The following is a 26,354-nucleotide window of genomic DNA, read 5'->3' on the forward strand; positions in this document are numbered from 1 at the left end:
CCCGGAGGCAATGCATATTCACCTCAATATTTACTAAAACAAAAATCCCACTCGCAACTCAGGACTTACAAATCCAAAAATGGTGTAATAATCCTTCTCTTTTGCATCAACAGGTGGATTGCCTTCCTCCTCTGATAGTATCATTTTATCCCATTGACGTCCCCAGCGAAAGCGACTTTCAAGCCCAACATAAAATTTCTTACTTAAATAATAATCTAATCCCAGGAATGCATCAACACCAGATTGCCGAACAAAAATTTTATCATCTGTGCCCTCCATTGGTCTTGAAGGAGAAATTTTCCCACCCTCTTTAAAGGTAGATTTAGTTTGATTATAAAAAAACTGACCTCCAATATAAGCCGTAAATCGATCATTTTTCACAAAATGATACTCATAACCCAGAGAAATCCCACCCACAGCACCAGTAGTTTTAGAATCGTAGGTGGGACCGCTATATAAGGCTTCATATTTATAATTATCAGCTACTCTACCGTAGTTACCTTCCATACGTACTCCTCCCTTTTCTCCCAAAAATTTCCGCACTCTCAACCCCACTCCCATTGAAGGGGATAGAATTTCAGGACTATCCTCAATCACATTCAAATTATTTCCCAAAAACGATTTAAAGTTAAACTCTATCGCCCAGTCACCGGGTTCGAATTTCAGCTCTTGAATGTCTTGATCCTTCTGCCCCATCACCTGAAGGCTGAATAAAAGTAGGAAAGCAAGTAGGTAAGGCCTTTTCATATATATAAATAATTAAATGTTAAACAAAATTAAATCTTATAATATTTATAAATACAAGAATAACATTGTTATAACAAAAATTATTTCAAAAAAAACACTCATTCTCATGAGTGTTTTTAATAATATCATCGAAATCTACTTTTCGATATCTTTCAGGCTTTCCATTTTCTTGGCTTCCAAAAAGCTCTTCACATCCCCCAGATGTTCTTTCACTTTTTTATTCCCAAACTCATATACTTTGTCTGCCAGACCATCCAGGAAATCCCGATCATGGGAAACCAGGATAATGGTTCCTTCAAAACTTTGAAGGGCATCTTTCAAAATATCCTTGGTCTTCATATCCAGGTGGTTGGTAGGCTCATCGAGTATCAGCAGGTTCACCGGCTCCAGCAATAATTTGATCATCGCCAATCGCGTCCGCTCTCCCCCTGATAGTACTTTCACTTTTTTGGTAGACTCTTCCCCGCCGAACATAAATGCCCCTAGCAGGTCTTTGATTTTATTCCGGATTTCTCCCACGGCCACATCATCAATAGTCTGGAAGACGGTCAAATTCTCATCCAAAAGGGCGGCCTGATTTTGGGCAAAATATCCAATCTGAACATTATGGCCCAGGGTCCGCATTCCTTCAAAGTCAATTTCCTCCATAATGGCCTTCACCATGGTAGATTTACCTTCCCCATTTTTCCCCACAAATGCCACCCGATCTCCTCGTTTAATGGTCATATTGGCTTCGCTAAAAACTAAATGGTCCCCATAAGTTTTGGCTACATCCTGCATCATCACCGGGAAATTTCCGGAACGCGGAGCCGGAGGGAATTTCAATCGTAAAGCGGAAGTATCCACTTCATCAACCTCCACAATTTCCAGCTTTTCTAACATCTTCACCCGGGATTGCACCTGCAGGGTCTTGGAATAGGTTCCCTTAAAACGCTCAATAAAAGCTTTGTTTTCAGCAATCATCTTTTGCTGTTCTTCAAAGGCCTTTTGTTGCTGAGCTCTACGCTCCTGGCGTAATACCAGATAGTCAGAGTATTTGGCTTTATAATCGTAAATCCGACCCATGGTCACCTCAATGGTTCGGGTGGTGATATTGTCCACAAAAGCACGGTCGTGAGAAATAACCACAACGGCCTTCCCGCTTTCGGTCAAAAATTCTTCCAGCCACTGTATAGATTCAATATCGAGGTGGTTCGTCGGCTCATCCAACAATATCAAATCCGGATCCTGCAACAACAGTTTGGCCAGCTCAATACGCATTCTCCAGCCCCCACTAAAGGCTGAAGTAGGACGATCAAAATCTGAACGATCAAAGCCTAAACCTTTCAGGATTTTTTCAACAGCAGCATCATAATTGGTTTCTTCAATAGAATAAAAAGTCTCGCTTAAAGTGGATACCCGCTCAATCAGCTTCATATAATCATCCGACTCATAATCGGTACGGGTTTCCAGCTGCTTATTCAATTCATTGATCTCCGCCTCCATGGCATGGATATGCGCAAAGGCTTTCGCAGTCTCCTCAAATACCGTCACATCATCTTCGGTTAACAAATGCTGTGGAAGATAAGCCACCTTTTTATCCTTGGGCACGGCCAAATTTCCTTTGGAAGGCTGTTGGGCGCCCGCCAAGATTTTCAACAGGGTGGATTTCCCCGCCCCATTTTTTCCCATCAAAGCGATGCGATCCTTTTCATTAATGACAAATGAGATATTTTCAAACAGCGTTCGTCCACCAAACGCCATGGTAAGTCCGTCTACAGAAATCATGATTTTGTTATTTGAGGCGAAAATACGAAAATTTAAAAGGCAACCTGCTATTCCAGCGGCTTTAAAAGCCGGAATTACAAAGAGCGTGTTTAAATGCCAAAATTCGAAACGAAAATTTGAAATATTGCAGAAACGATACCGGATTATTTTGAGAGAATAGCAGCGCTATTGCTGAGAAATGATTCAAAATCACTTCCAATAATTCGAATTTGTAGTCGGATGGTGCGGTTTTAAACATGCGCTAAGGAGAAAACGAGCGCCGTCATATAGGGGCTATCAGAAAAACCAACCGCAAAAGTTGATCTGAAATCTTGGAGAGTAGCACCTGAAACTAGCAGGGAGTTAAACGGAATAATTAGAATCTCCAGCAGGAGCGTTTTGTACTCCCCCTATTATTGAGCTTAAAAAAAAACCGGCCTGCGCTGCAGACATTCTTACAAATATCTAATTGGAAAAATAAAAGTGTACTATGGCCATTTTCAATACTTTACTTCTCCATAGTACCGGGAACCCTTTGGCCGCAAATTCACTTTTTACGGTGGTAGCGCTTAACTTTTTTAGTTGAAAAATAAATTTTTCACAATCCTTCACTGTCATTTCATTTATTATATCGGCCACCACTCCTATTCGTGAAATAACCGAAATTACAGCGGAAGTAAATAAATCGGCTACCTTGACCTTTTCTGTTTTCATTACACTAAAAGCCCCAAGCCAAAACAAAACCCCTTTCCTAAACCACTGGATCACAAAAGACTAGCGAGACCATTTATTGCTCCTCTTTTTTTGCTTATCTTCTATTGGTATGATTTTCCTGGATTCTAATTTTAAGTGCAAGTTTATTTGGCATAAAAAAAAGGTATCCGGTACCTTTGAAATTTAAATCTAATTGCACTTAAATAAGAAATAACAATGGCCCAGATTACCCTGACACAAAGATATGAAATTGAAGCGTTAGTTAAAATAGGGTTCAATAAAACAGCTATTGCTGATAAAGTTGGATTTCATGTATCGACTATAGGGAGAGAAATAAAGCGTTGTCGTAAAGGGTATTACGACGCTGATACGGCGCATAGTAAGTACCTGGCCAATCGTAAAAATAATCGGGAACCGTATAAACGGACCCCTGAAATGGAACAAGTAATTCGTAAGTTTCTTATTGATAATGATTTCAGCCCAGAACAAATAGCTGGAAGATGCAAAGAGGAAGGGACTCCTATGATCTCAGTTGAAGGAATTTATCAATTCATTTATAGTGTCCCTGAATTGGCTAATCACCTTAGGATCAGTAAGGGGAAAAGGAAAAAACGGAAATCTAATTCAAAAAATGGATCAAAAATTCCAGATCGGAAACCTATTCATATTCGACCCACGGAGGCTGATAATAGATCGGAGTTTGGGCATATTGAACTTGATGTTGTGGTAGGGACCAAGGAGAAGTCAAATGTTTTGGTTACGGCTGTTTGTAGAAGGTCTAGATATACATTGATCGGAATAGCATTAAGCAAATCAGATAAAGATGTTTTGAAAGCTTTAGAAGATATGGCTTCAAGATCTTTAATACCTTGGAAGACGGTTACTTGTGATAATGGGAAAGAATTTGCATGCCATAAAGAATTAGAAGCCTCTGTTGGTTGTGTGGCCTACTTTGCAGACCCTTACGCCAGTTGGCAAAGGGGTACCAATGAAAACACAAATGGCCTAATAAGACAGTACTTTCCTAAAGGGAAATCAATGGACAATATCAAAATGAATTCAGTACTCCAAGTAGAAGAAACCCTCAATAATCGCCCAAGAAAGAAATTGAATTTTTGGACGCCTATCGAATATATTCATGGTGAAAGAAAAAATTTGATCACCATCAATAAAACTTGCATTTAAAATTGGAATTCAAGTTTTAAAAATTAAATAATCCCAATAATTACCTATGAACAGAGAACGATTACAAAACGCCTGGGAGGCACTTTTAGAAGAAGGCCTGAATAATTATCATAATCTTGAAAGAAACAAACGTATTTGGTACAACCTTGAACCGCTTACCACCGATGGCCTCATGGACCACTACCTCAATGAAGGGGCCATTAGAAATGCGGATGTCATCCAAGACTTGGAATACCTGGGTTTTCAGGATTTAGCGAATATGGTACGAAAATTCAACGGTCTTTTCCCAGAAAACACCCCTCCGGCAGATTTAAAGGCTCGCAACCTTCACATGACAGAATGGAACGAGCAACAAGAAGCAATCGCCGATGATATTGAATCTCATTTTTGGGATCGCTCGGCGGAATTAGAGGCCAAATTATTGAACCATATCGCCAAAACCGGTATAGCAGCAATAAAAATCTACAAAGAAGAGGAAGCTAATGAATAAAAATCAGGCAATACCTCAAAATACAAAAGGGCCTGCCTACCAGCGTTTTTGAAGAAAGCAAGAAAAGACCCTTTGAAATTATGGTCCCTGCTCCGGTAGATATTCCCAAAATTGTTAAGCCCTTTTTTTTGAAAGGCGGAGAAGAAAAGTCGAGAAGGAAAAGCCTCTCGACTTTTTTTGTCGGCGGGGAAACAAGCCTGAAGCCTACCTACTTAATCCGGATTATTCAGGCTTAAATCCTCGTTTAGCTGTAAGGCGGAAAAAATGACGGAATTTTTCCTATTTCGAGTTTTTTCCAAAGAAACAGATGAATGAGGAGAAAGCAAGCTTGCCCAAATTTGGGCTATTATAAATCAATGGAAATAATTTATAATCAACTGAATTAAACCTATTTACGATCAATCAATAAATTAAGCATTGAATAATTCGGATTAAGGACAAATCTTTGATTGGATTTGTTAGATCCGGCGGTTAATAGTTTGATATAAAGCAATATTATCCTCCCCCCTATTTCCTGAATCAATATTAACGAAATCCACAAGTCCGCTATTTTTTTTGAGCAGATTCCCTAACTTATGGAAAGAAACTAATCCTTAGCTTATTACTCTACTATGTCCTTATTTTCCATTAATGTGAACGGTGTTACCCATGAAATTGAGGCAGAGCCCCAGACGCCCCTTTTATGGATATTGCGAGATACCCTAAAACTCAAAGGTACCAAATTCGGATGCGGCATTTCACAATGCGGAGCCTGTACCATTCACCTGGATGGACAAGCCGTCAGGAGTTGTGCCCTCACTTTGGAAATGTTAGAAGAAGAAAAAATCGTGACCATTGAAGGACTTTCGGAGCATCTTGATCATCCTGTACAAATCGCATGGAAACAGCTAGACGTTCCGCAGTGTGGCTATTGTCAGGCCGGGCAAATGATGACCGCGGCCGCTTTGCTTGAGGAGAACCCTAAGCCAAGTACGGAAGAAATCAGAAACGCCATGCATGGAAATATTTGCAGATGCAGTGCCTATAGCAGAATCGAAAAGGCCGTGGCGTTGGCGGCCAAAAACCTAAATCCAACATCATGATGAGAAGCCTTAAAAAGAAAGTAAGTCGCCGGGATTTTTTACGAACCAGTGCGCTTAGTGGCGGAGGTTTATTAATTGGATTTAACCTTCTCTCGGCCTGCAAGCCAGAAGCAAAAATGCCCCGGAATATCAGCGAGATCAACTTCCAGGATTTTAATGCCTTTATCAAAATAGGGGAAGATGGCTATGTGACCATCATTTCCCCTAATCCAGAAATTGGGCAGGGAGTAAAAACGGCGATGCCGATGATTATTGCGGAGGAATTGGAAGTCTCCTGGGACAAGGTAATCATTGAGCAGGGTAAACTAAATACCAATGACTTCGACCGACAGGTTGCCGGAGGAAGTCAAAGTATTCGACATGGCTGGGAAGGACTTCGGGCCACCGGCGCCACGGCCCGGCAGATGTTGATCAATGCCGCTGCCATACGTTGGGGCGTAGAAGCCTCCACCTGTAGGGCCGAAGAGGGAAAAGTCATTAATGAGCAGGGAGATCAATACTACTATGGGGAGTTAGTAGCGGATGCAGCTAAACTAGAAATCCCAGAAAAAGTGGCCTTGAAATCCCCCAAAGATTTTAAGATCATCGGTCAAAATGCCACGAATGTAGACATGGATGCCATTCTCGGTGGGCAAGCCCTTTATGGAATGGATCTGGAAAGAGAGGGAATGGTCTATGCCGCTGTACGCCATCCGGAAGCTTTTGGCCAAACCTTGCTTAGCTATGATGATTCCGCAACTTTAAAAATAAAAGGCGTTTTACGCACCCTGGCTTTTGGGGATAAAATCGCCGTTCTGGCGACCAATACCTGGGCGGCCTTTCAGGGGAAGGATGCCCTGAAAGTAGAATGGAAGGATGGTCCAAAAATGGAAAGCAGCACTGATCATGAAAAGATATTGACTGCACTATTAGATAGCCCTCAGGCCGATATTCGCAGGGAAGACGGACAAGTTGACCAGGCCATGAAGCAGGCGGATTTCCTTTTGGAGCGTGATTATCATGCCCCTTTCCTTCCACACAATTGTATGGAACCGATGAATTTCTTTGCACATGTGCAACCGGATAAGGTGGAATTAATTGGCCCTATCCAAACACCAGCGGGAAGTGCAAAGAGAGTCGCCAAGGAGCTGAACAGAGCGCCGGAGCAGATAAGTGTGGAGATGACCAGAATGGGCGGTGGTTTTGGCAGAAGACTCTATGGGGATTTTGTTTTGGATGCGGCCATTATCTCAGACAAAAGCGGCCTGCCGATCAAATTAGTGTACAGCCGTGAGGATGATATGACCGCAGGCATTTACCGACCAGCGATGAAATACCGCATTCGAGCGGCAGTAAAGGCGGGTAAGGTAAGTGCCTACGAAATGAAGGAAGCGGGCATCAATGGAAATATGTATGGCTTAATCCCCAATTTTTTCCCGGCTGCAGCCATCCAAAACTATCGGGTAACTTCCATTAAACATCAAAGTGACATTACCATTGGGGCATGGCGTGCCCCCTACACCAATTTTATCGGATTTGCGGAGCAATGCTTTTTTGATGAGTTAGCGGAACAAATGCAAAAAGACCCGATCAGCCTGAGGCTGGAGCTATTGGAAAATGCGAAAGACCACCTGGATGATAAAATCCAATATAGTCCACAACGGATGATCGACACCATAAAACTGGTTGCCCGAAAGGGTAATTGGGGAAAAGCGAAGCCCGGCAGGTACCAGGGTTTTTCGGCTTATTATAGCCACAATACCCACGTGGCTGAAATTGCAGAAATAGAAATGGTTGAAGGACTTCCGGTAGTCAAAAAAGTAACCGCGGCGGTAGATTGCGGGATAGTAGTCAACCCCACCGGAGCCATTAACCAGGTACAGGGAGGAGTGATTGATGGTATTGGTCACGCCCTGTATGGAGAATTACAGTTTGAAAATGGCAAAGCCCTCTCGGATAATTTTGACAATTATAAACTGATTCGAATGCGGGAGGTTCCGGAGGTGGAGGTCCATTTCGTAGAGAGCCAGGAGCATCCCACCGGTCTGGGAGAACCGGGATTACCGCCTGCGGCTGCAGCGGTGGCGAATGCCATTTTTAAAGCGAGTGGCCAACGTATATACCGCCAACCCATGCTCAAAGCTTTTCAGGAGGCTGCCCAATCCTAAACTTATTTTTTACCCCAAGCAAGTAAGCCCATCATGGAATTTAAACAGATTATAGAACAGGCTTATCAGGCCTATTTGGAAAATAAAAAAACGGTATTGGCCACCATCGTGCAACTGGAGGGCTCTTCCTACAGACGGGAAGGAAGCCAAATGCTTTTGAGAGAAGATGGCCAAATGACCTTTGCCTTGAGTGGAGGATGCATTGAAATGGAAGTATTCCAGGCGGCACAATCCATTTTTGCGGGTTCGCCAGCTAAAATGATGGCTTATGATGGCCTGAACCGATTGGGATGTGAAGGACTCCTGTACATCCTCCTGGAACCGCTAACCATTGATCAGCAAAGGCATCAACAAATCCATCAATTATTAGAAAGCCGGGAAACCCTAAAACTGAGGAGTTATTTTTTAGCAGAAGATAGTTCCGAGGGGCAATACGGAACCACCTTTCAAAGTACTCAATGGCCGGAGACTCCCCTATCCGCTTCTGCTCATAAATTGCCTATGAAGGCTCTGGAGCAATTCCAATGGGAGATTCAGGCTCCATTCAAACTGTTTTTATTTGGAAGTGGCCATGATGTAGCCGCCTTTAGTCAAGTCGCTAAAAGTCTACATTGGGAAATTTCGGTAGTGCTATGTGAGCAAAGCCCAAAAACAAAAGCAGACTTCCCTGCGGCGAATCACTTTTACCGATGGCCTGAGCTTGAGGATCAGGAAGACTTGTGGGATCATCAAACCGCGGTGGTCGTCATGTCCCATAACTTTGAGAAAGATGCAGCCTATGTACAGGCGCTACTTCCACAACCCCTATGCTATTTGGGTATGATCGGCTCTTTAAAGCGGCGGGATAAATTAAAGGACTATTTGGAAATCAGAGGGATTAATCCCGGATTGGTGGAAAACATTTACACCCCGGCGGGACTTAATATTGGCGCTAATCAGCCGGAAGAAATCGCCCTATCGGTAATAGCCGAAATTTTGGCGGTAAAAAATACCAAGTCCCCTTATTCTTTAAAGGAAATGAAAAGCCCTTTTATCCACCTTTTGAACTAATGACCAAATTTTCCATCATCATTTTGGCGGCAGGAGAAAGCAAAAGAATGGGCCAGGCTAAGCAACTTCTCCCAATCCGGGGAAAAAGCCTATTAGCCTGGGTGGCTCAAAAAGCGCTTTCCCTTCAGGCAGAGAAGACGATTGTGGTAACTGGCGCCCGGCAGAAAGCCATGGATAGCGTCCTGAAAACTATGCCTTTGGAAAGCATTTATGCCCCTGACTGGAAAAAAGGGATGGGTCACTCGCTTGCTTCCGGCCTCTCCTATTTGTTTGAAAAAAAAGTGGCGTATCAGGGCGTCATGGTGCTGCTGGTAGACCAACCTGCCATCATGATGGACGATCATTTTTTAGAGGAAATGCTAAAAAAATGGAGAGAAACGCCGGACCGGATTGTTGCCAGCCAGTACGGGGATCGCTATGGAGTTCCCTGCATTATTCCCACTCCCCTTACTTTAGGATTATTGGACCCTCAGGGAGATCAAGGAGCAAGAACCTTACTCAATAAAGGAGACAAGCCAATATTAGGTATAGCGGCCAAAAACTTACATCATGATCTGGATAGTCCGGAGGACTATCAGCGATTTTTAGCGCAACTTGAGGCCTAGCCATAAAAAAACAGCCCGGAGGCTGCTCTTTTTACGCGCTAATTTTTTGCATGCCAACAGGAGCTAAGCTCCGCAGGGACAGGGATTAACCCGAATTATTCACCGCTAAATTCATTAACCAGGTGTAATCGGTTTTTTCCAATCTTTTAAAACTTATTGCTTTGAATTATAGTATCCCAAATTCGGGCAAGCTTGCTTTCTCCTTATTCATCTGTTTCGTTGGAAAAAACTCGAAATAGGAAACTATTCCTTCATTTTTTCCGCCTTACAGCTAAACAAGGATTTAAGCATGAATAATTCGGTTTAAGCGAATTTGTTTAAACCACAGCTGACCGACAGGTCAGATGGGGTGAGTCGCGCAAGCCCGGTGCTGACGCTTGCGGAAGCAGTCCCCCGAAACCCGCATCACGGCCTAATTTTACCGCATTAATTTCAATCTCACTTACGGGCTTTTCGCTACAATCCGTTGTTTAGCCGAATTATTCATTTGTAAACCCATCTTAAGCGCAAAGGCAGGGAAATGAAGGAATAATCCCCTATTTCGAGTTTTTTTGAGAAAACAGATGAAAGAGGAGTAAGCAAGCTTAGGCCACCGCCATGTCTCCCATCGGTTCTGCAGGCGGAGTGGCACTGTATTTCTTTAACTCCCAGAAATTCAAAGCCAGAATAACCAGCCCTTTCATAATAGAGGAAAGGGTGACGCTCCACCAAACTCCATAAACGCCCATATCCATTTGGTAGGCCAGGAAAATAGCCAGGGGAATTCGCAATCCGGTAAAAACAATACCTACCAGAGAAGTCACCTGTGCTTTTCCTAAACCATAGAATAAACCCGAACCGGTAATTTCAAAAATCATGAACAATTGAGAAACCCCTAGGATAAACAGGTATTCACCGCCCAGATTCCAGGCATTGGCATCGTTGATAAAAAGCATATAGATCTCGCTACCAAAAATCATAAAGACGGCTGAAATCAGCAGGCCGAAGAAACTCATGACCCCAAGGGCATACAGCACCCCTTTTTTGATACGATCAAATTGCTGGGCACCAAAATTCTGCCCAACAAAGGCGCTCAATGCGGTGGAAATACCGAGCGCAGTCATCCAGGAAATCGCTTCAATCTGAATACCGATACTTTGTACCGCCATGGCTTCTGCGCCATAGGCCGAAACAATTTTGGCCAAAATCATTGAAAAAACGGCAAACAGCGCATTTTGAACGGCTGCCGGACCACCAGTCTTGAAGGTTTTAATGGCTTCGCTTTTTCCAAAAATCCAGTATTGTCTGTTCTGGCGCTCCTTTTTAAGAAAGTATAACAGGAAGCCAATAAATACCAGGCCCTGGGTAAGGACGGTCGCCCAGGCAGCTCCGGCCGCTCCCATGGCCGGAATCATTCCCCAGCCAAAAATGAATAATGGGTCAAGACAAATATTGACCACCAAGCCCGCCGTAGTCAAAAGAAATGGAATACGACTATTTCCTTTTCCGTTTAAAATTCCGGACATGGTTGGATTCCCAAAGGCAAACACAAAACCCAAAGATACGATCCGAAGATAGCTCACCCCAATCTGAACGACCTCCACCTTTTCAAAATCAAAAAGGTTCATTAATTGAGGGGCCAAGCCATAGATCAGTGCCGTTGCCATTAAAGACATCACTATTCCCAAGGACCAGGCCGTAAAGGCTGAGCGTTGAGCCCTGGGACTGTCTTTCGCTCCTTCAGCTTGAGATACGGTGACTTCAGCGCCAATTTTTGTAGTCATCAGCAATGAGCTGCAAAACCAAACCAGGAAAAGTGCCGTTCCTACTGCCGCTACGGTCTCAGCATTAACATGTCCTAACCAGGCCATATCGGCCATATTATAGGCCATTTGCACAAAGGATGCACCCATGATGGGTAAGGCCAGCTTTACGATACTGGAGATGATATTGCCTTCTGTAAGTTTTGCCATTTAAGAATGATTTGCACTAAAATTTTTAAAATGGCCGCAAAAATAAGGCAAAAATGGCGAATTACGTAAATCCGGTAAAATCACCATTTTTACCTTTCCAGGAGAAGGACAATTTATAAGATCTTTTCAATTGCAAAAACACCGGCAAACACAATCAAAAAGGTCTTTTTTAGGAAAAAACACTATAAAATTTTTTGCATTATTTTTCCCATGGCACAAATTCAGCTAATGGATCTTTAAAAATTACCATTTGCATCTTAGCCTGAATTACGCATACTTAGCCTGATTATTCAAGCTAAAATCCTCCTTGAGCTGCCAGGAAGGAATTTTTCCTATTTCAAGTTTTTTTCCAACGAAGCAGATGAATGAGGAAAAAGCAAGCCTACCCTAATTTGGGCTTTCAGAAACTTAGCAGACCCTATCGTAAAAAGCTGCCAAACAACCCTTCTAATAGACCTTAAAACTGGCGGTGGATAATTCGGGTTATGGAATTAACAAAACTTTCCCGGCGGACTGTCCGCTTTCCAGATATTCATGTGCCGCACGCCCTTCAGCAAGGGAAAATTTCACCGGAGGATTAACCACCAATTGTTCATTCAGGATCCACTGAAAAATTTGATTTGCACGGCGTTTTCTTTCAAAGGCAGAAGTAAGGTAATTCCATAAATCTCCCCCCACCAGTTTTTTACTGCTGTCCATGAGCATTCGAGGATCCACAGGCGCCGGATCTCCTCCACTCATGCCATAGAAAACAGTGGTTCCGCCCGTACGGCTCAGGGATAAACTATCGGCCAGGGTACTTCCGACAGAATCAAAAACCACATCTACGCCACGATTATGAGAAATGCCGGAAACCTTTTTTTTCCAGTTTGCATCTAACAATAATGGATATTCAATGCCTATTTTTTCCAGTAGGGCTAATTTCTCTTCTTTTCGGGTCAGGCCAATGACCGTCCCGCCCATTAATTTCACCATCTGACTCAATAACTGCCCCACTCCACCTGCTGCAGCATGCACAAGCGCAATATCGCCAGCCTTGACGGCATAACTGTCATGGCACAGGTAATGTGCCGTTAGTCCCTGCAATAAAACGGATGCTGCTAATTCAAAGGGCACATGATCCTGAAGTGGAATAATATGATGCTCTGGGACCACTACATATTCTGCATTGGCAAAGGGAACATCAGCAAATGCTACCCGCGAACCTACGGGATACAGCTGACTTTTGGATTCAATCACCACTCCTGCACCTTCATATCCCGCAATATAAGGAGGGGAACCCTTTAAATGATAATTACCTCTTCGACGGTAAATATCAGCGTAATTTAAACCAATGGCCTTCATTTCGACCAGAACTTCATGGGTGACAGGCTGTGGTTTTGGAATTTCCTGATATTCTAAAACATCCGCTGCTCCAAAATCACTAAAAGTAAGCGCTTTCATAGTATATATAAGATGCCGAGATCAAATAATTTTATCTGATCTGTAGGTTAAGGTGCTCAAAGGTATTAAATTTTCATTAAAAACACACAAATTTGATTTTAGATGAAATAATTACAACAGCAGTTGGAAAACCTAAATCCCTATCCCCATTACTGCTGAAGAACGTGTTTAAAGCCAAAATTCGTGTGGAAAATTTGATTATTGCAGGAGCGATACCTGATTATTGTAAGAAAATAGCATCGCTATAGTGGAGCATTTTGCCAAAATCGGTTCCGACAATTCGAATGTGCAGTCTGATGGTGCGCTTTTAAAAATGCGCTAAGCTATAAAAAAGCTTTATTCACTATTTTGAGATATAAGTCTATCCTATTTACATTACATTTACTTTCAAAATATTAATAAAAAACGCAATGAAACCAACCGCATTACTACTCATAGACATCCAGAAAGGATTTGAAAACACCGCTTACTGGGGAGGTGGCAGAAATAATCCGGAGGCGGAAAAAAAAGCCGCCCTTTTGCTGGAACACTGGCGTAAGATGGGGTGGCCACTTTTTCATATAAAACATTGTTCCACCACGCCCGGCTCTCCGCTGGAACCCCATCAAAGTGGAAATGAAATTCAGGCCTGCGTTTTTCCAATTGAAAAGGAACCTGTGTTAGAAAAGAAGGTCAATAGTGGATTCATCGGAACGGGCTTAATGGAAAAACTGAACGATTTGGGAGTATCGGAAATTATTATAGCCGGACTAACCACTGACCACTGCATATCCACCACGGCCCGAATGGGCGCCAATCTGGGATTTAAAGTTAAATTGGTGGAAGATGCCTGTGCCACTTTTGATAAGACCGGTCCAAAAGGAGAAAAGTACAGCGCACAACTAATTCATGACACCGCCATTGCCAGCCTGCACCAGGAATTTGCAGAAATTTGCAGTGTGGAAGATATTCTTTCTGGCGATTGAACCCTTTACAGGCATCCATAAAACTATCTTTTTTATCAACATACAGTAGGGGAATTCGTAAGCTCTAGCATAAGACCGCGCTCTCCTACTGATAATGAAACTGAACCTTCTTTTTATATTCATTTTTCTCTCGGTATTGCAGCTAAAAGCTCAAAAAGCCGACGACATTATTGGGGTATGGATTACCGAAGAAAGTAAAGTAGAAGTTTATAAACAGGGGCAGGTATATTATGCTAAAACCATTGAAATGGATGCTCCCTTCGATAAAGAGGGGAAGATGAAAACGGATATCCATAACCGAGATGAAAAACTGCAAAAAAGACCCCTTGTTGGACTTACTTTTCTAAGTGGGTTTCTATTTAAGAACGGGGAATGGGTGAATGGCATCATCTACAACCCCCGGGATGGCCGAAAATACCGAGGTAAAATTGAGCTCAATGAAAAGGGAAATTTTGAGTTAACCGGATATTGGGGTCTTTTCAGTAAAACCGTAGAATGGATGCCGCAACAGGCCGAAAACAAATAAATTCCGCTTTATCCGAAACAAAGATTCCCGGCAGTTCTCGGACCACTTAACTGCTCCCTTTTAGGAGGAACCATTAAGCCGGATTATTCAGGCTAAAATCCTCCTTTAGCTGTAAGGCGGAAAAAATGAAGGAATAATTTCCTATTACGAGCTTTTTCCAACGAAACAAATGAATGAGGAGGAAGCAAGCTTGCCCAAATTTGGGCTATTACAATCAAAAGAAAATAAGACTCAAAGACTTGAACACAAACTATTTACGACTGACTAATAAATTCATCGGTGAATAATTCGGCTCAAGACTGCTACTCCAAAAGTTCAGGCCATGCCAGCCTATAAGCCCGAATTACTCACCAACAGATTTAATGAATCACTCGTGAAGCCTTTGTTATACCTAAAATCTGGCACTAAAATTAAAATACCGGTATTCCTTTTTAAAGCTTGTTTATAAGTAGGCTGTCGAAAATCCTTGAATGTGAGGAAAACACCCCCTGTTCTGATCGCGACAGAGCCATTTGTCAGAAAGAAACCAGCTAACACTCTGAAATATTCGACATCCCTGTTTAAAAGCACACTATCCACCTGTAAATTTTGGCTTTTAAACTCGCTCTCAAACCGTCCAAATTTGGCTGAGCTCCCTTGCCTTTTCTGCTTTCATCTGCGCGGTTTCGAATACCTCGAAATAGAAAACGATTGATTCCTTATTGCTGCCTCGCAGCTAACCGCGTGAATAATCGGTAAAAAACCGAAAATGTGACTATTTACCGTAATTTACCTAACATAAGTAACATAGGGTTATGATTATTTTATTTTTTATTTTTTCTTTTTGAATAAATTCGACAAATAAAAAGAAATTTGTTACCAATTAGCCTAAAAAAGCCATAAATAGTCACACAAATAAGGTAGCAGTGAAGACGAAAGAAAAAATTATACGGGCAGCAAAAGAAGTCCTTTGGAAAAAAGGACTCGCCAAATCTAGTATAAAAGACATCTACGAAACCGCAGGAGTATCTAAAATGACCTTTTATCGGATGTTTGAAAATAAAGAAGATATAGCAGGAAAAGTGATAGATTTGCTTTTTGAAGAGGGGATGTCCCGCTACCGCCAGATTATGTCTTCTGGGGATAGTTTTCAGCAAAAAATGGCAAGGGTAATGGAAATGAAGTTGGAAGACACCAAAAATATCAGCCCGGAATTTGTCATGGAAATCTACCAGAAAAAGGGGGTACTGGCAGAGCGCATGCAACTACATTCTCAAAAAAGTATGGAAGCCTTTATTGCAGACATTGAAAAAGCCAAAGTAGAAGGCTGGGTGGATCCACAGCTGAATACTGCTATGATTATTTATATGATAAACCAGGCTTCCAATGCCATGAATGATCCCCAACTAATCAATCTATTCCCTAACATCGGGGAAGCCCTTAGACAAATATCTGCCTTTTATTTCCATGGGATATGTGGAAAAGCACCCAAAAATACCGAATCCTAATGAGATTTTGGCTCCTACTCCTATTGATCGGCATTAGCAATCCTGCTATTTCACAAAAGCATGAGTGGGCTTTTGACGGCACCCTAATGGGTTTTTCAAATTATACGCCAGCGGATGATTACCCTATATGGACTGGTATTCGGTATTTACCGGAACTGACCTACAATTTAGGCCTAGACTCCCTTCAAACACTAACAGTGAATGTTTCGGGAAACCTTTACGGATCTACCCAACTTTTCGGAGACCCCCCCCCCCAAAGCGAAGGCTATATCAGACCTTATCGCGCATGGATGCGCTATACACACGGCATGAGCGAAATTCGACTAGGTTTACAAAAAATTGATTTTGGTTCTTCCAGCATTTTACGCCCGATGCAGTGGTTCAATGGCATGGACCCAAGGGACCCGTTAGGATTAACAGATGGCGTTTATGCCCTATTGGGAAAGTATTATTTTAAAAATAATGCCAATATCTGGCTATGGACTTTATATGGAAATGAACAGCGAAGAGGTTATGATGTACTGACCAGTAACCCGCACCGCCCGGAATACGGTGGTCGTTTTCAGTTCCCTACACCTAAAGGAGAACTGGCATTTAGTTACCATTATCGTGACGCCCAATTACTGACCACCAATGAATCGGGCGAAGTGTTTATGAAGGAAAGTCCTGAAAACCGATGGGGGCTTGATGGGAAGTGGGATTTGGTGGTTGGCTTGTGGCTGGAAGCCAGTCATAGCAGAACGATTCACGATATTGGGGCCTTTAGTCAACAAAGTCTGTTTAACCTTGGTGCGGATTATACCTTCGGCCTCGGAAATGGGCTGAATGCATCCCTGGAGCACCTTACGGCATTATACGGAGCACACATGGATGAAATTGAATACCGCGCCAATACCACGGCCAGCCAATTAAGTTACCCGATCAGTTTTTTTGACCATATCAGCGCCATGGTGTATTATGACTGGAGCAATGAAGCTACCGGTTATTTTCTGAATTACGAGCATCAGTTCAATCGGTTCACCACCTATCTGATGACTTATTATAATCCCAAGCAAAATATTCAAATCCCTTCCAATGATTTCAGTCAATTGACTGCCGGATATGGATTTAGACTCATGCTAGTATATAACCATTAATTTTTTATTATGGATAAAGATATTTTAATCAAAGTAGTCAGTGTCACTAAAAAATTCCCGGTAGGTGATACCGATTTCACGGCACTTTCAGAAATTAACCTCTCCCTGCAAAAAGGGGAGTTTGCCGGATTGGTGGGCCCTTCAGGTTCGGGAAAAACAACGCTGTTGAATCTAATAGGTGCATTGGATGGACCCACCGAAGGAGAAGTATGGATAAATGATGCAAAAGTAGAGGCTAAATCCGATGAGCAAACTGCGGAATTACGCAATGAAAATATAGGCTTCATTTTTCAATCTTATAACCTACTACCCATCTATACTATTTATGAAAATGTAGAATTCCCTCTCCTTCTACAACATATACCGGCTGCTAACAGAAAACAAATGGTGATGGAAGCCCTGGAATGGGTTGGCTTAGCGGATAAGGCTCATAAAAAACCTTCCCAAATATCGGGAGGAGAAGCTCAAAGAGTAGCTATTGCCCGCTCCATTGTTAAAAAGCCAACTATCGTGCTGGCAGATGAGCCCACCGCTAATCTGGACTCCAAAAATGCCTATAAGATCATGGATATCCTGAAGGTACTCAATGAACAGCTGGGCATTACTTTTCTATTTTCTTCCCATGATAATAAGGTGATACAATACCTGACTCGCATTATACATTTGGAAGATGGTAAAATCATTAAGGACGAAACCCCTATCCAAAATGAAAAGGCTACTGTATAATCTAAAGCTTGATTTTCAGCTCGCTTTAAAGAATATATTGGCAGCTGGATTACGCTCCTGGTTGAATATCGGAATATTGTCCTTTGCTTTTATCACCATTTTATTTTTCAATGGCATGATGGATGGATGGGAACAACAGGCGGTAAGGGACAGCATTGACTGGGAATATGGTGATGGCCAATATTTGCATCCCGAATATGAACCTCTGGATCCTTTTACCATTGAGGCCGGACATGGTACATTTGAAACACATGATAAGCTCACCCCTATTTTGATCCGTCAGGGTAATATATACCCATCGGGCAGAATGCTACCCATAATGATCAAAGGCATTGATTTGAATCGGCAAACCTTAAAAATGCCTGTGGAAGTCTTGAAAAACAGTCCGGCTTCCATTCCCGTGCTGATTGGCAACCATATGGCCAAAACCAACAGGCTTAAAGTAGGCGATGAAATACTAATGCGCTGGAAAGACAAAAATGGCACCTTTGACGCCCAAAACATTACCATTGCCGGAATATTTGAAAGCAATGTCCCCGCAGTAGATATTGGACAAGTCTGGATGTCTCTAGAGCAACTTTGGGAGCTTAGCGATTTACAACAACATGCCAGCCTATTGGTTAAAGATCCTGATTATCAAGGAGCGGGACCCGCCGAATGGCGGTTTAAAAGTCAGGATGAATTACTCCAAAATTTCTATGCGCTGATTGAGCAAAAAAAAGGAGGCTCCTCCTTTCTGTACATTATACTGCTTCTGATTGCATTAATTGCCATTTTCGATGCACAGGTATTTTCAGTATTTAAAAGGCAAAAAGAAATAGGAACTTATATCGCATTAGGCTTTACTAGAAAAAGGGTGACCTTTTTATTTACTTTAGAGGGTACCATGTATGCCATAATGGCTTGCATTATTGGAGGCCTGCTCAGCATCCCGCTCTTTGCCTACCTTGGACAAGCCGGAATCCCCATCGGCAATAAAGAGATGTCCTATGAAATGGGAATTTCAGTAACAGAAAATATATATCCCATCGTTGGCTTACCCTTGATTAGCAAAACTTTCTTTACCGTCAGTCTTTTGGCGCTGATCGTAGGATACTGGCCCGTGCGAAAAATTGCAAAAATGAATCCCGTAGACGCTTTAAAAGGGAAAAAGATATGATCAAGTTTTTAATGAAAGGGCTGCTTCGAGACAAAAGCAGAAGCATACTTCCCCTGATTGTGGTGAGTCTGGGCGCTTTACTAACGGTCTTCTTCTCCGGATATATTAAGGGTGCGATAGAAGGCATGATTGAACAAAGTGCCCGCTTTGATACTGGTCATGTGAAAATTGTCACCAATGCCTATGCGGATGAAATCAGTCAAAAACCGCTTGACTTAGCCATATTAGAGGCCTCCACTTTACAGGAAAAGCTGGAAAAACAGTTTCCGGCGATGACTTTCGCCCAGCGCATACAGTTTGGCGGAATGCTGGATGTCCCCGATGCCCAAGGCGTAAGTCGGGCACAGGGTATTGGTTCGGCCATTGCCATTGACCTGCGTCCGCAATCCGGAGAATTAAAGCGGCTCAATATCCGCAATGCGATTCAACAAGGAGATTTACCACAAAATCCCTTTGAAATTTTGATGGGTGCAGGTATGATGGAGCGATTAAAATTAAAAATCGGCGAAGAAATAACTTTCTTTGGAGCCACTATGGACGGTGGAATGGCCTTCCAAAATCTACGGCTTGCCGGAACGGTGGAGTTTGGGAATGCCGTTATGGACAATCAGACCTTCATTATTCACCTACCGGATGCACAGCAAATCCTGGACATGAAAGATGGCTGTGCTGAAATTGTGGGATATTTGCCGCAGGAACATTTTGATTTGGCGCAAAGCCTGTCCACTCAGAAAGCCTTTAATCAATTACAGGAAGCCGGGGAGTTTGAACCGACTATGTTGGCGCTATCCGACCAAAATGGTATGGATGTCATTCTGGCCATGGTTGAAAACTACACCGGAATTTTAACTTTCATTTTTATACTGGCCATTTCAGTGGTGCTATGGAATACCGGCTTGCTGGGAGGACTAAGAAGATATCAGGAATTCGGCATCCGGATTGCCATGGGGGAAACGAAAAAGTCAATTTATAAAAGTTTAATCGCGGAGGCGATTTTGATTGGCTTTACCGGTGCTACGATCGGTTCAATTTTGGGGATTGCCGGAGTAATCTATTTACAAGAAAACGGATTAGATATTGCTCCTTACCTGGAGGGCAACCAAAGCATGATGATTCCCAATGTCCTTCATGCCCGGTTCACCCCCTCGCTATTATATATAGGCTTCATTCCCGGCTTATGCGCCACCGTTCTGGGGGCCATCCTTTCAGGCCGGGGCATTTTCAAAAGACAGACAGCCGAATTGTTTAATGAATTAGGCGTATAATTTAAAATTATGAAAACAAATATTATTTCCATACTAGCCATTATTTCACTCTTATTGTCAAATGAAATAATAGCACAAGATGCCAAAACAATACTGGAAAAGGTTGATGAAAATATGTTTACTCAAACCAAGATCACAGAGTCCACCATGATTGTTTATGGCAAACGCCGGGACCGGCAATTCACTTCTATCACCTATAACCGGGGGGAGCAGGAATCTTATTCAGAATACCTCTCTCCTGCGCGGGAAAAAGGCACAAAAATGCTAAAACTAGAGGACAAATTATGGGTCTACTCCCCCTCTTCGGACCGCATCATACAAATGTCCGGGCATATGCTCCGACAATCTATGATGGGATCTGATATTTCCTATGAAGACATGATGCAGGAGAAAAAACTGTTAGAATCTTATGAAGCCAAAATATTAAGGGAGGAACAATTCGAAGGAAGGGCCACCTGGCTTTTGGAACTTAAGGCAGTCAAAGAAGATGTTAGCTATGCGAAAATGCACATTTGGGTGGATCAGGAATATTTTGTCCCCCTCAAAGAGGAGCTTTTCGCCAAAAGTGGCACCAAACTTAAAAGCCTCCACTTTTCAAAAGTGGAAAAAGTGGGTAATCGTTATTTCCCCATGCATATGAATTATAAAGACGTGCTTAAGGAAGGCAAAGGTACGGATCTGATCGTCAACAAACTTCAATGCGATGTGGACATTCCGGAACATGTATTTAATAAAGCCAATTTGAGGAAATAACAATTAATCGATTGATTAAGGTTGTGTTTTAAGCCGGAGTTTTCATGCTTAAATCCTCGTTTAACTACAAGCCTGGAAAATGAAGGAATTTTTCCTATTTCGCTTTTCCCAACGAAGCAGAGGAATGAGGAGAAAGCAGGCCAGGCTAGATTTGGGCTACTAATAATAGCCCAAAGGCAACCTGATCAGAATGAAAATAAGTAATTTAAGGATAGCTACTAAATCTTAGGTTGAATAATTCGGATTAAAGTGCCCCGTCCAGCCGCAAATTTGAATTAAAAGAAGCAATTTTGATAAATTGCTCAACAATAATGAAACTATTCTCGCAAAATAATCGGATATCACTTAGCAATAATCAAATTTTCGCGGCGAATTTTGGCTTTTAAACACGCTATAAAGCTATAAGTGAAAAATTCGGCTTATTAAATGTTAGGAATAGTGAGGAATATTTCGATAGCATGATGCAATTTCCCTTCAGCTTGGTCTGAAATTAATCCCACACCTACTTTTGCATCTCTTACTATAATCAAACACCCTTTTAAAATGCCTCATTGACCCCAAAATAAAAACCGGAGCTTCCCGCCAGCCCAAAACCATAATCAAAACGCACCACTGTATTTTGATCTTTTAATAATTTAAAACGAATCCCGCCCCCGGCAGCTGGTTTCATATACCGAAAAAATTCATCTCCAGTGGCTGCCACTTCCCCAACCAATGCAAAAGCAGCCACCGTCCATCGGGGATGAAAACGATGGCGGTATTCCGCCTGTAACACATACTGATGACGCTCAATAAACCTTCCCCGAAAATAACCCCTTGCACGCTCTCCTCCACCATACCATGACATTCCCTGAAAAGGCACCTCCCCAAAAGTGGATTCCTGATAAATTTGTAATGCCAGGACACTATTACGACCGATGGGCCGGTAGGTCCTTAAATCGGTAATAAATTTATTATACCCTTGTGTCGCTCCAAAATTTTCCGATGAAAAGCGGGCATTCAATTGTAAAAAATGGCCATCAAATGGCGAGGCTACGTCATCCCGGGAATCCAAATTAAATATCACCCCCAGCCCATTGATAAGGGCTTTATCAAAACCTACAATATCACCCCCAGCCAACAAACCTCCTTCAGCAGTCTCCGTAACTTGATGACTCTGGAAAACCCATTCCAGGCCAAAATTTAAATCCGGAGGTAATCGTTTTAAAAATGCCACCCGCAACTCCGTGGAATTCATATCATATTGTTCCTGATTAGATTCCGGTGTATTTGCCCCTACTCCCCAAAAGAGGTTAGGATAAATCTTAAATTTATAAGCGATATCCAGAAAAAAATCTCCTTTATCAATATAAATTTGAGGTTTTAAATCAATTATAAATTGTTGATTTAAAGTATAGATAGCCGTAAATAAAATGTTAGATAATCTTTCATTATAAATATTTGACTTTTGAAGCAAGAATAATTGCCCACCACCACCAAATCCAAAACTTGTTTCCGGGGTAGAGAAAATAACCGGAATCGCCAGAATTTTCGCCTTCTTCAGGGACATGGTGTCTGTCTGGAAGATCGGCTTTTCGTCCTGCGCCTGGGCCAAGAATGGAAAAAAAGCAAACAGTACTATGATCCAAAAACACCTCATCAAAAGAAAAAACTATCTAATATCACGTTAAACTCAAAAGCAAAGGAAAGATTACCTATTCTGGTAAAGGTCTTCTTTACCTCAATTCCATCCAGCAAATCATTATCTGCATTTACCCAGACATTATTCAGAGAGAGGCCCATTTTAAAAATAATATGATCATTCGGGGAATAGGCATAACCAATTTCCCCTAAGGCACCAAAACCAACCCCGGAAAGCTTTTCCTCTACCGAAATCCCGCCCTGAATAATGGAAGTTTCTTCCCGAAAATTCACAAAACCAGGAGAAAAGAGAAAGTATATGGACCCTAGAGGGGCGTTTGAAAAATAGTGGATAACGGAAGGACCGATGAATAAGGATTCTATTTCTCTTTTTAGAAAGGCCTCACTGCTGCTTCTGTTCGCCGAAAAAACAAGACCTAAAGCCCAGCGCTCCTGAATGAATTTGGCCGAGGAAATGGTAATCGCATAGCTATTGGTATTATTTGAAACGGAATCCTGAATCGTAGTCCCCGAGCTGATATTACCACCAAATCCAGTCAGCCACCGACCCTTACGGAAAGGCGTAAGCCGAAGACTATCTTCATTTTGATATTGAAGACTATCGGTATAATGACTAGCCTGGCTATGGGAAAGCGAAAGGCCTAGTAAAACAATAAAAAGAGCAATAAATCGCAAAAGTAGGTCCTTAAGGTGATAAATTAAGTGGGCAAATTACAATAAGGCACTCTCCCACAAATGGATAGACGATAAAACCTTCTAATTGTTCAATTTTTAGACATTAAAAAACCCGAAAACCTGAAGGCTTTCGGGTAAGAAAGAAAAGTGGATTTTCAATTCCCTTTCAGTAATTCCATACCATCTCTGAATCCGGCACAAATATCAAATGCTTCTTGCTTCCAATCATTTAAAAGAATAAGCAGTAAAATAATCAGCGCCCATAAGTATGGCCTAATTTTATTGTATTTCTTTATCATAGAAGCCATTTTTTATTCGAAGAAAAACTGCAGGAAGTATATAATAAAACTACCTTCTTATCTCAAAAAGATGTTTAATTCACACCTCCTGTATTACATTTAGTTGATTACAAATTGGAGGCTTCCAGGCGATCTTCATCGATGGTTTTTCGAATCAATCGAATCAAATTCTGTGCTTCCTCTTTACTCAGCTCCTTATTTTGCTTAAAAAGCACTTTACCGTCCTTATCCACCAATACCAGTGCGAATTCATTATTCACATCTCCTAAATTCCAATTATTTTTAATAATGTGTTTAGGATCTGTATATATTTTGACATGCTGATCGGCATTTTTACGCTCTTCCCGGCGAATCCCCATTCTAATTAAAGAATTAGGATAAAAAGGAGCATCCTTCATGTTTACCACACCATAACTGAAGAAATTATCCTCATCATTGAATCTTGCCTCCTTCATCAATTCCACGAAATAAGCATTCCGCTTTGGAACTTCAGGGTCAGAATAAAAGATTAAAATAATTTTTTCTCCAAAAGCCGGAAGTTCTACCGGATTGTCATTAGAATCCCTAATCACCAACGGCTGAACGTAGTCTCCGGCGGATAATTCAGAGGCTTCTTCGTTATTTTCAGGAATGGCCCATGCAGATACCATCAGCATGGACATAAATATTGAAAACAAATATTTCATTGTTAGATCTTAAATATTATAATTCGTAACCCCACTTCTCAAAACTATCTTTCCAGTATGCCTGAACTTTTTGAATGGTATTCTCCTGATACTTGTAGGCGTTCTTTTTATAACCGGATTTTTCCTTTATATAAGCTTCAAAAGCTGGACGAGATTCTTCGAAATTTCCTAAATCAAGCTGCTGGTAGATTTTTTCCAACATCCCCAGATTATCCTGCTCCAAATCCTCAAAACGAATCTCCATCAGATTACCCTCCGGAATTAAGGCTTTCTCCCGTTCGTATTTTTCATACATCTGTACATAAATGCGTAAAATATTCTCCTCCATCTGCTCCCGACTAATATCCTGAAATTTCAGTGGCTCAATCGTAGCCATGAAAAATTTGATGGTAGACTCAAATACGGTATAAGGATTACGCGCAATATGAATAAACTTGGCATTCGGATATAAAGCCAAAAGTTCCTTAATTCTACTCGTATGAGGTGGATTTTTTGAAATAAATCGCTCCCCATTGGTATTGATCATGGCTTTACGTACCATGGTATCATAGGTGTTTTGCCATTCCTGATACTCTCTATCAGTGAGGTCTTCGAATAACAAATACTTTTTGGCATACTCCTGCATATGTTGCGGAAAATACCAAAAGTTGTAATAGCTATGCGGGCACATATTACCCAAGCCAAATTCTTCCTCCTGAGGATAATTTACCGACAATTCCACATTGTCCGTTGCGCGCTTTTTGGGCATTGCCAATTGCATAAAGCTTTTAAAAAGCCACTGTCCGGAAAGCAATGCATTTGGAAAAACCCCCTGATAAGTCGTAACATATCCAAATTGCTGATCCTGACACATCAGGTTATGTAAATGAGTCGTTCCACTGCGCCAGTGCCCAAGAATAAATAATGGTGCTTTGTCAAAAGTAACTTCTTGCAGGCGTTTGTGGTTTTTTGCTTGCTCGTATTTACTAATAGGCTCAATAAACCGGGTCACAATACCGGAACCATTTAACCTTTTTTGATATTGCTTCTCTATCTCCTTTCCTTCAATAACACGCTTAAAATTGCTGTATGTACTCCCTGCCAATGCGGACATTGAAGGAAGTTTAAATTCATTGCTCATGCTAAAATTGTTTTCCCTTTTGGGTGTAAAAGCCACCCTTCTAATTTATTTAGTGCAGTGCAGATCGAAAATCCCCATCAAAGCCTTCAGAATAATTACGCATCAGGACAAAAAAAAGTGATATCAACTTAAATGAGTGCAAAATAAGGGGATATACACGCGTTTAACGCTGAATATTATCCCAATGCGACACATTGGGAAATAAAATAACAGTAAAACTTCAATTTTTATTACACCCATAGTACATTACATCTCCATTTGAGATTAACTATATAACACCCCATTGACCTAAAATTAATCCCATGAAATATTTCATTATTCTATTTACCTTCATGCTGAATTTTCAGGCCGCCTTTGCCGATAATTGCGAGGGAGAGGAAAAAGACGGAAAAAAAGAAGGCAAATGGATTTGCTATTATGAAGATGGCACAAAAATGCAGGCCGGCACCTACCATCAGGATATAAAAGAAGGTTTTTGGCAGTTTTTCCATAGCAATGGAAATGTGGCTTTGGAGGGCAAATATGCGGACGATCGCGAAGTTGGTATTTGGAAAATGTTTGATGAGGAAGGCAATGAAGTGCAAGAAATCAACTACGGAGAATAAAAATAAAAAAGGGTTGTCCATTTCGGTCAACCCTTTTTTATTTACAGGAAGTACACAAGCCGTAATTCACTCAAAAACCGGTGATGGCAGCCATCAAAAACGGTAAATTGTAGGGGCATCACCTCCTCCTTTATAATAAGTCATCTGACT

General features: G+C 41.7%; 24 protein-coding genes. 15 read left to right on the forward strand and 9 right to left on the reverse strand.

The window, feature by feature from the left end; all coding sequences use genetic code 11:
* Positions 1–33: 33 nt before the first annotated feature.
* From AAA970_RS16705 to AAA970_RS16715, 3 genes are all read right to left on the reverse strand, one after another.
* Positions 34–747, reverse strand: a complete 714-nt coding sequence (locus AAA970_RS16705; RefSeq protein ID WP_338238031.1) for a hypothetical protein — start codon at positions 745–747, stop codon at positions 34–36.
* Positions 748–882: 135 nt separating this feature from the next.
* Positions 883–2,514, reverse strand: coding sequence for an ABC-F family ATP-binding cassette domain-containing protein (locus AAA970_RS16710; protein ID WP_338238032.1), 1,632 nt, complete (start codon positions 2,512–2,514; stop codon positions 883–885).
* A 444-nt stretch (positions 2,515–2,958) separates the two neighbouring features.
* Positions 2,959–3,207: a hypothetical protein gene (locus AAA970_RS16715; RefSeq protein ID WP_338238033.1), complete on the reverse strand. Its 249-nt coding sequence runs from the start codon at positions 3,205–3,207 to the stop codon at positions 2,959–2,961.
* 216 nt (positions 3,208–3,423) lie between these two features.
* On the opposite strand from AAA970_RS16715, the gene AAA970_RS16720 reads away from it, so the two are divergent.
* The 6 genes from AAA970_RS16720 (at position 3,424) to AAA970_RS16745 (ending at position 9,766) form a co-directional block, all read left to right on the forward strand.
* On the forward strand, positions 3,424–4,392 hold the full coding sequence (locus AAA970_RS16720) for an IS30 family transposase (protein WP_338236266.1): 969 nt from the start codon (positions 3,424–3,426) through the stop codon (positions 4,390–4,392).
* Positions 4,393–4,438: 46 nt separating this feature from the next.
* Positions 4,439–4,882, forward strand: a complete 444-nt coding sequence (locus tag AAA970_RS16725) for a DMP19 family protein (RefSeq protein ID WP_338238034.1) — start codon at positions 4,439–4,441, stop codon at positions 4,880–4,882.
* A 611-nt stretch (positions 4,883–5,493) separates the two neighbouring features.
* Positions 5,494–5,964: a (2Fe-2S)-binding protein gene (locus AAA970_RS16730; RefSeq protein ID WP_338238035.1), complete on the forward strand. Its 471-nt coding sequence runs from the start codon at positions 5,494–5,496 to the stop codon at positions 5,962–5,964.
* Positions 5,961–8,111, forward strand: a complete 2,151-nt coding sequence (locus tag AAA970_RS16735; protein ID WP_338238036.1) for a xanthine dehydrogenase family protein molybdopterin-binding subunit — start codon at positions 5,961–5,963, stop codon at positions 8,109–8,111. Before AAA970_RS16730 ends, AAA970_RS16735 begins: the two co-directional genes overlap by 4 nt.
* Before the next feature lie 33 nt (positions 8,112–8,144).
* Positions 8,145–9,161, forward strand: a complete 1,017-nt coding sequence (locus tag AAA970_RS16740; RefSeq protein ID WP_338238037.1) for an XdhC family protein — start codon at positions 8,145–8,147, stop codon at positions 9,159–9,161.
* Positions 9,161–9,766 (forward strand): nucleotidyltransferase family protein, encoded by a 606-nt coding sequence (locus AAA970_RS16745; protein WP_338238038.1) that lies wholly within the window; start codon positions 9,161–9,163, stop codon positions 9,764–9,766. The genes AAA970_RS16740 and AAA970_RS16745 overlap by 1 nt, the downstream gene beginning before the upstream one ends.
* 584 nt (positions 9,767–10,350) lie before the next feature.
* On the opposite strand, the gene AAA970_RS16750 is transcribed toward AAA970_RS16745, so the two are convergent.
* On the reverse strand, positions 10,351–11,718 hold the full coding sequence (locus AAA970_RS16750; protein WP_338238039.1) for an MATE family efflux transporter: 1,368 nt from the start codon (positions 11,716–11,718) through the stop codon (positions 10,351–10,353).
* A gap of 483 nt (positions 11,719–12,201) precedes the next feature.
* Positions 12,202–13,161 carry a zinc-binding dehydrogenase gene (locus AAA970_RS16755; protein ID WP_060687778.1) on the reverse strand — a complete coding sequence of 320 codons (960 nt, stop codon included), beginning with the start codon at positions 13,159–13,161 and terminating at the stop codon, positions 12,202–12,204.
* Positions 13,162–13,571: 410 nt separating this feature from the next.
* Between AAA970_RS16755 and AAA970_RS16760 the strand changes: the two genes are divergently transcribed.
* The 8 genes from AAA970_RS16760 to AAA970_RS16795 all read left to right on the forward strand — a co-directional run bounded on the left by AAA970_RS16760 (position 13,572) and on the right by AAA970_RS16795 (position 21,178).
* Entirely contained in the window at positions 13,572–14,126 is a 555-nt protein-coding gene (locus tag AAA970_RS16760; RefSeq protein ID WP_338238040.1) for a cysteine hydrolase family protein, read from the forward strand.
* Positions 14,127–14,220: 94 nt separating this feature from the next.
* Positions 14,221–14,652: a DUF2147 domain-containing protein gene (locus AAA970_RS16765; RefSeq protein ID WP_338238041.1), complete on the forward strand. Its 432-nt coding sequence runs from the start codon at positions 14,221–14,223 to the stop codon at positions 14,650–14,652.
* A 905-nt stretch (positions 14,653–15,557) separates the two neighbouring features.
* Positions 15,558–16,139, forward strand: coding sequence for a TetR/AcrR family transcriptional regulator (locus AAA970_RS16770; protein ID WP_338238042.1), 582 nt, complete (start codon positions 15,558–15,560; stop codon positions 16,137–16,139).
* A complete protein-coding gene (locus tag AAA970_RS16775; RefSeq protein WP_338238043.1) occupies positions 16,139–17,275 on the forward strand; it encodes a hypothetical protein in 1,137 nt (378 codons plus the stop codon). Before AAA970_RS16770 ends, AAA970_RS16775 begins: the two co-directional genes overlap by 1 nt.
* A gap of 9 nt (positions 17,276–17,284) precedes the next feature.
* The gene (locus AAA970_RS16780; RefSeq protein ID WP_338238044.1) at positions 17,285–18,001 is read left to right on the forward strand and encodes an ABC transporter ATP-binding protein; all 717 of its coding nucleotides are present in this window, start codon (positions 17,285–17,287) and stop codon (positions 17,999–18,001) included.
* Entirely contained in the window at positions 17,982–19,160 is a 1,179-nt protein-coding gene (locus tag AAA970_RS16785; RefSeq protein WP_338238045.1) for an ABC transporter permease, read from the forward strand. The genes AAA970_RS16780 and AAA970_RS16785 overlap by 20 nt, the downstream gene beginning before the upstream one ends.
* A complete protein-coding gene (locus AAA970_RS16790) occupies positions 19,157–20,425 on the forward strand; it encodes an ABC transporter permease (protein WP_338238046.1) in 1,269 nt (422 codons plus the stop codon). The genes AAA970_RS16785 and AAA970_RS16790 overlap by 4 nt, the downstream gene beginning before the upstream one ends.
* Before the next feature lie 9 nt (positions 20,426–20,434).
* Positions 20,435–21,178: an outer membrane lipoprotein-sorting protein gene (locus tag AAA970_RS16795; RefSeq protein WP_338238047.1), complete on the forward strand. Its 744-nt coding sequence runs from the start codon at positions 20,435–20,437 to the stop codon at positions 21,176–21,178.
* A gap of 538 nt (positions 21,179–21,716) precedes the next feature.
* Here the strand turns inward: AAA970_RS16795 and AAA970_RS16800 are convergent.
* The 4 genes from AAA970_RS16800 to AAA970_RS16815 form a co-directional block, all read right to left on the reverse strand.
* Entirely contained in the window at positions 21,717–22,772 is a 1,056-nt protein-coding gene (locus AAA970_RS16800; RefSeq protein WP_338238048.1) for a BamA/TamA family outer membrane protein, read from the reverse strand.
* A 44-nt stretch (positions 22,773–22,816) separates the two neighbouring features.
* Positions 22,817–23,494: a hypothetical protein gene (locus AAA970_RS16805; protein ID WP_338238049.1), complete on the reverse strand. Its 678-nt coding sequence runs from the start codon at positions 23,492–23,494 to the stop codon at positions 22,817–22,819.
* 406 nt (positions 23,495–23,900) lie between these two features.
* Positions 23,901–24,479, reverse strand: a complete 579-nt coding sequence (locus AAA970_RS16810; RefSeq protein WP_338238050.1) for a YtfJ family protein — start codon at positions 24,477–24,479, stop codon at positions 23,901–23,903.
* Positions 24,480–24,495: 16 nt separating this feature from the next.
* Positions 24,496–25,599 carry a sulfotransferase family protein gene (locus AAA970_RS16815; RefSeq protein ID WP_338238051.1) on the reverse strand — a complete coding sequence of 368 codons (1,104 nt, stop codon included), beginning with the start codon at positions 25,597–25,599 and terminating at the stop codon, positions 24,496–24,498.
* Between the two features lie 302 nt (positions 25,600–25,901).
* On the opposite strand from AAA970_RS16815, the gene AAA970_RS16820 reads away from it, so the two are divergent.
* On the forward strand, positions 25,902–26,204 hold the full coding sequence (locus AAA970_RS16820; RefSeq protein ID WP_338238052.1) for a toxin-antitoxin system YwqK family antitoxin: 303 nt from the start codon (positions 25,902–25,904) through the stop codon (positions 26,202–26,204).
* Positions 26,205–26,354: the final 150 nt, after the last annotated feature.

Origin of the sequence: Persicobacter diffluens, assembly GCF_036244895.1 — a bacterium.
Classification (GTDB): domain Bacteria; phylum Bacteroidota; class Bacteroidia; order Cytophagales; family Cyclobacteriaceae; genus Persicobacter; species Persicobacter diffluens.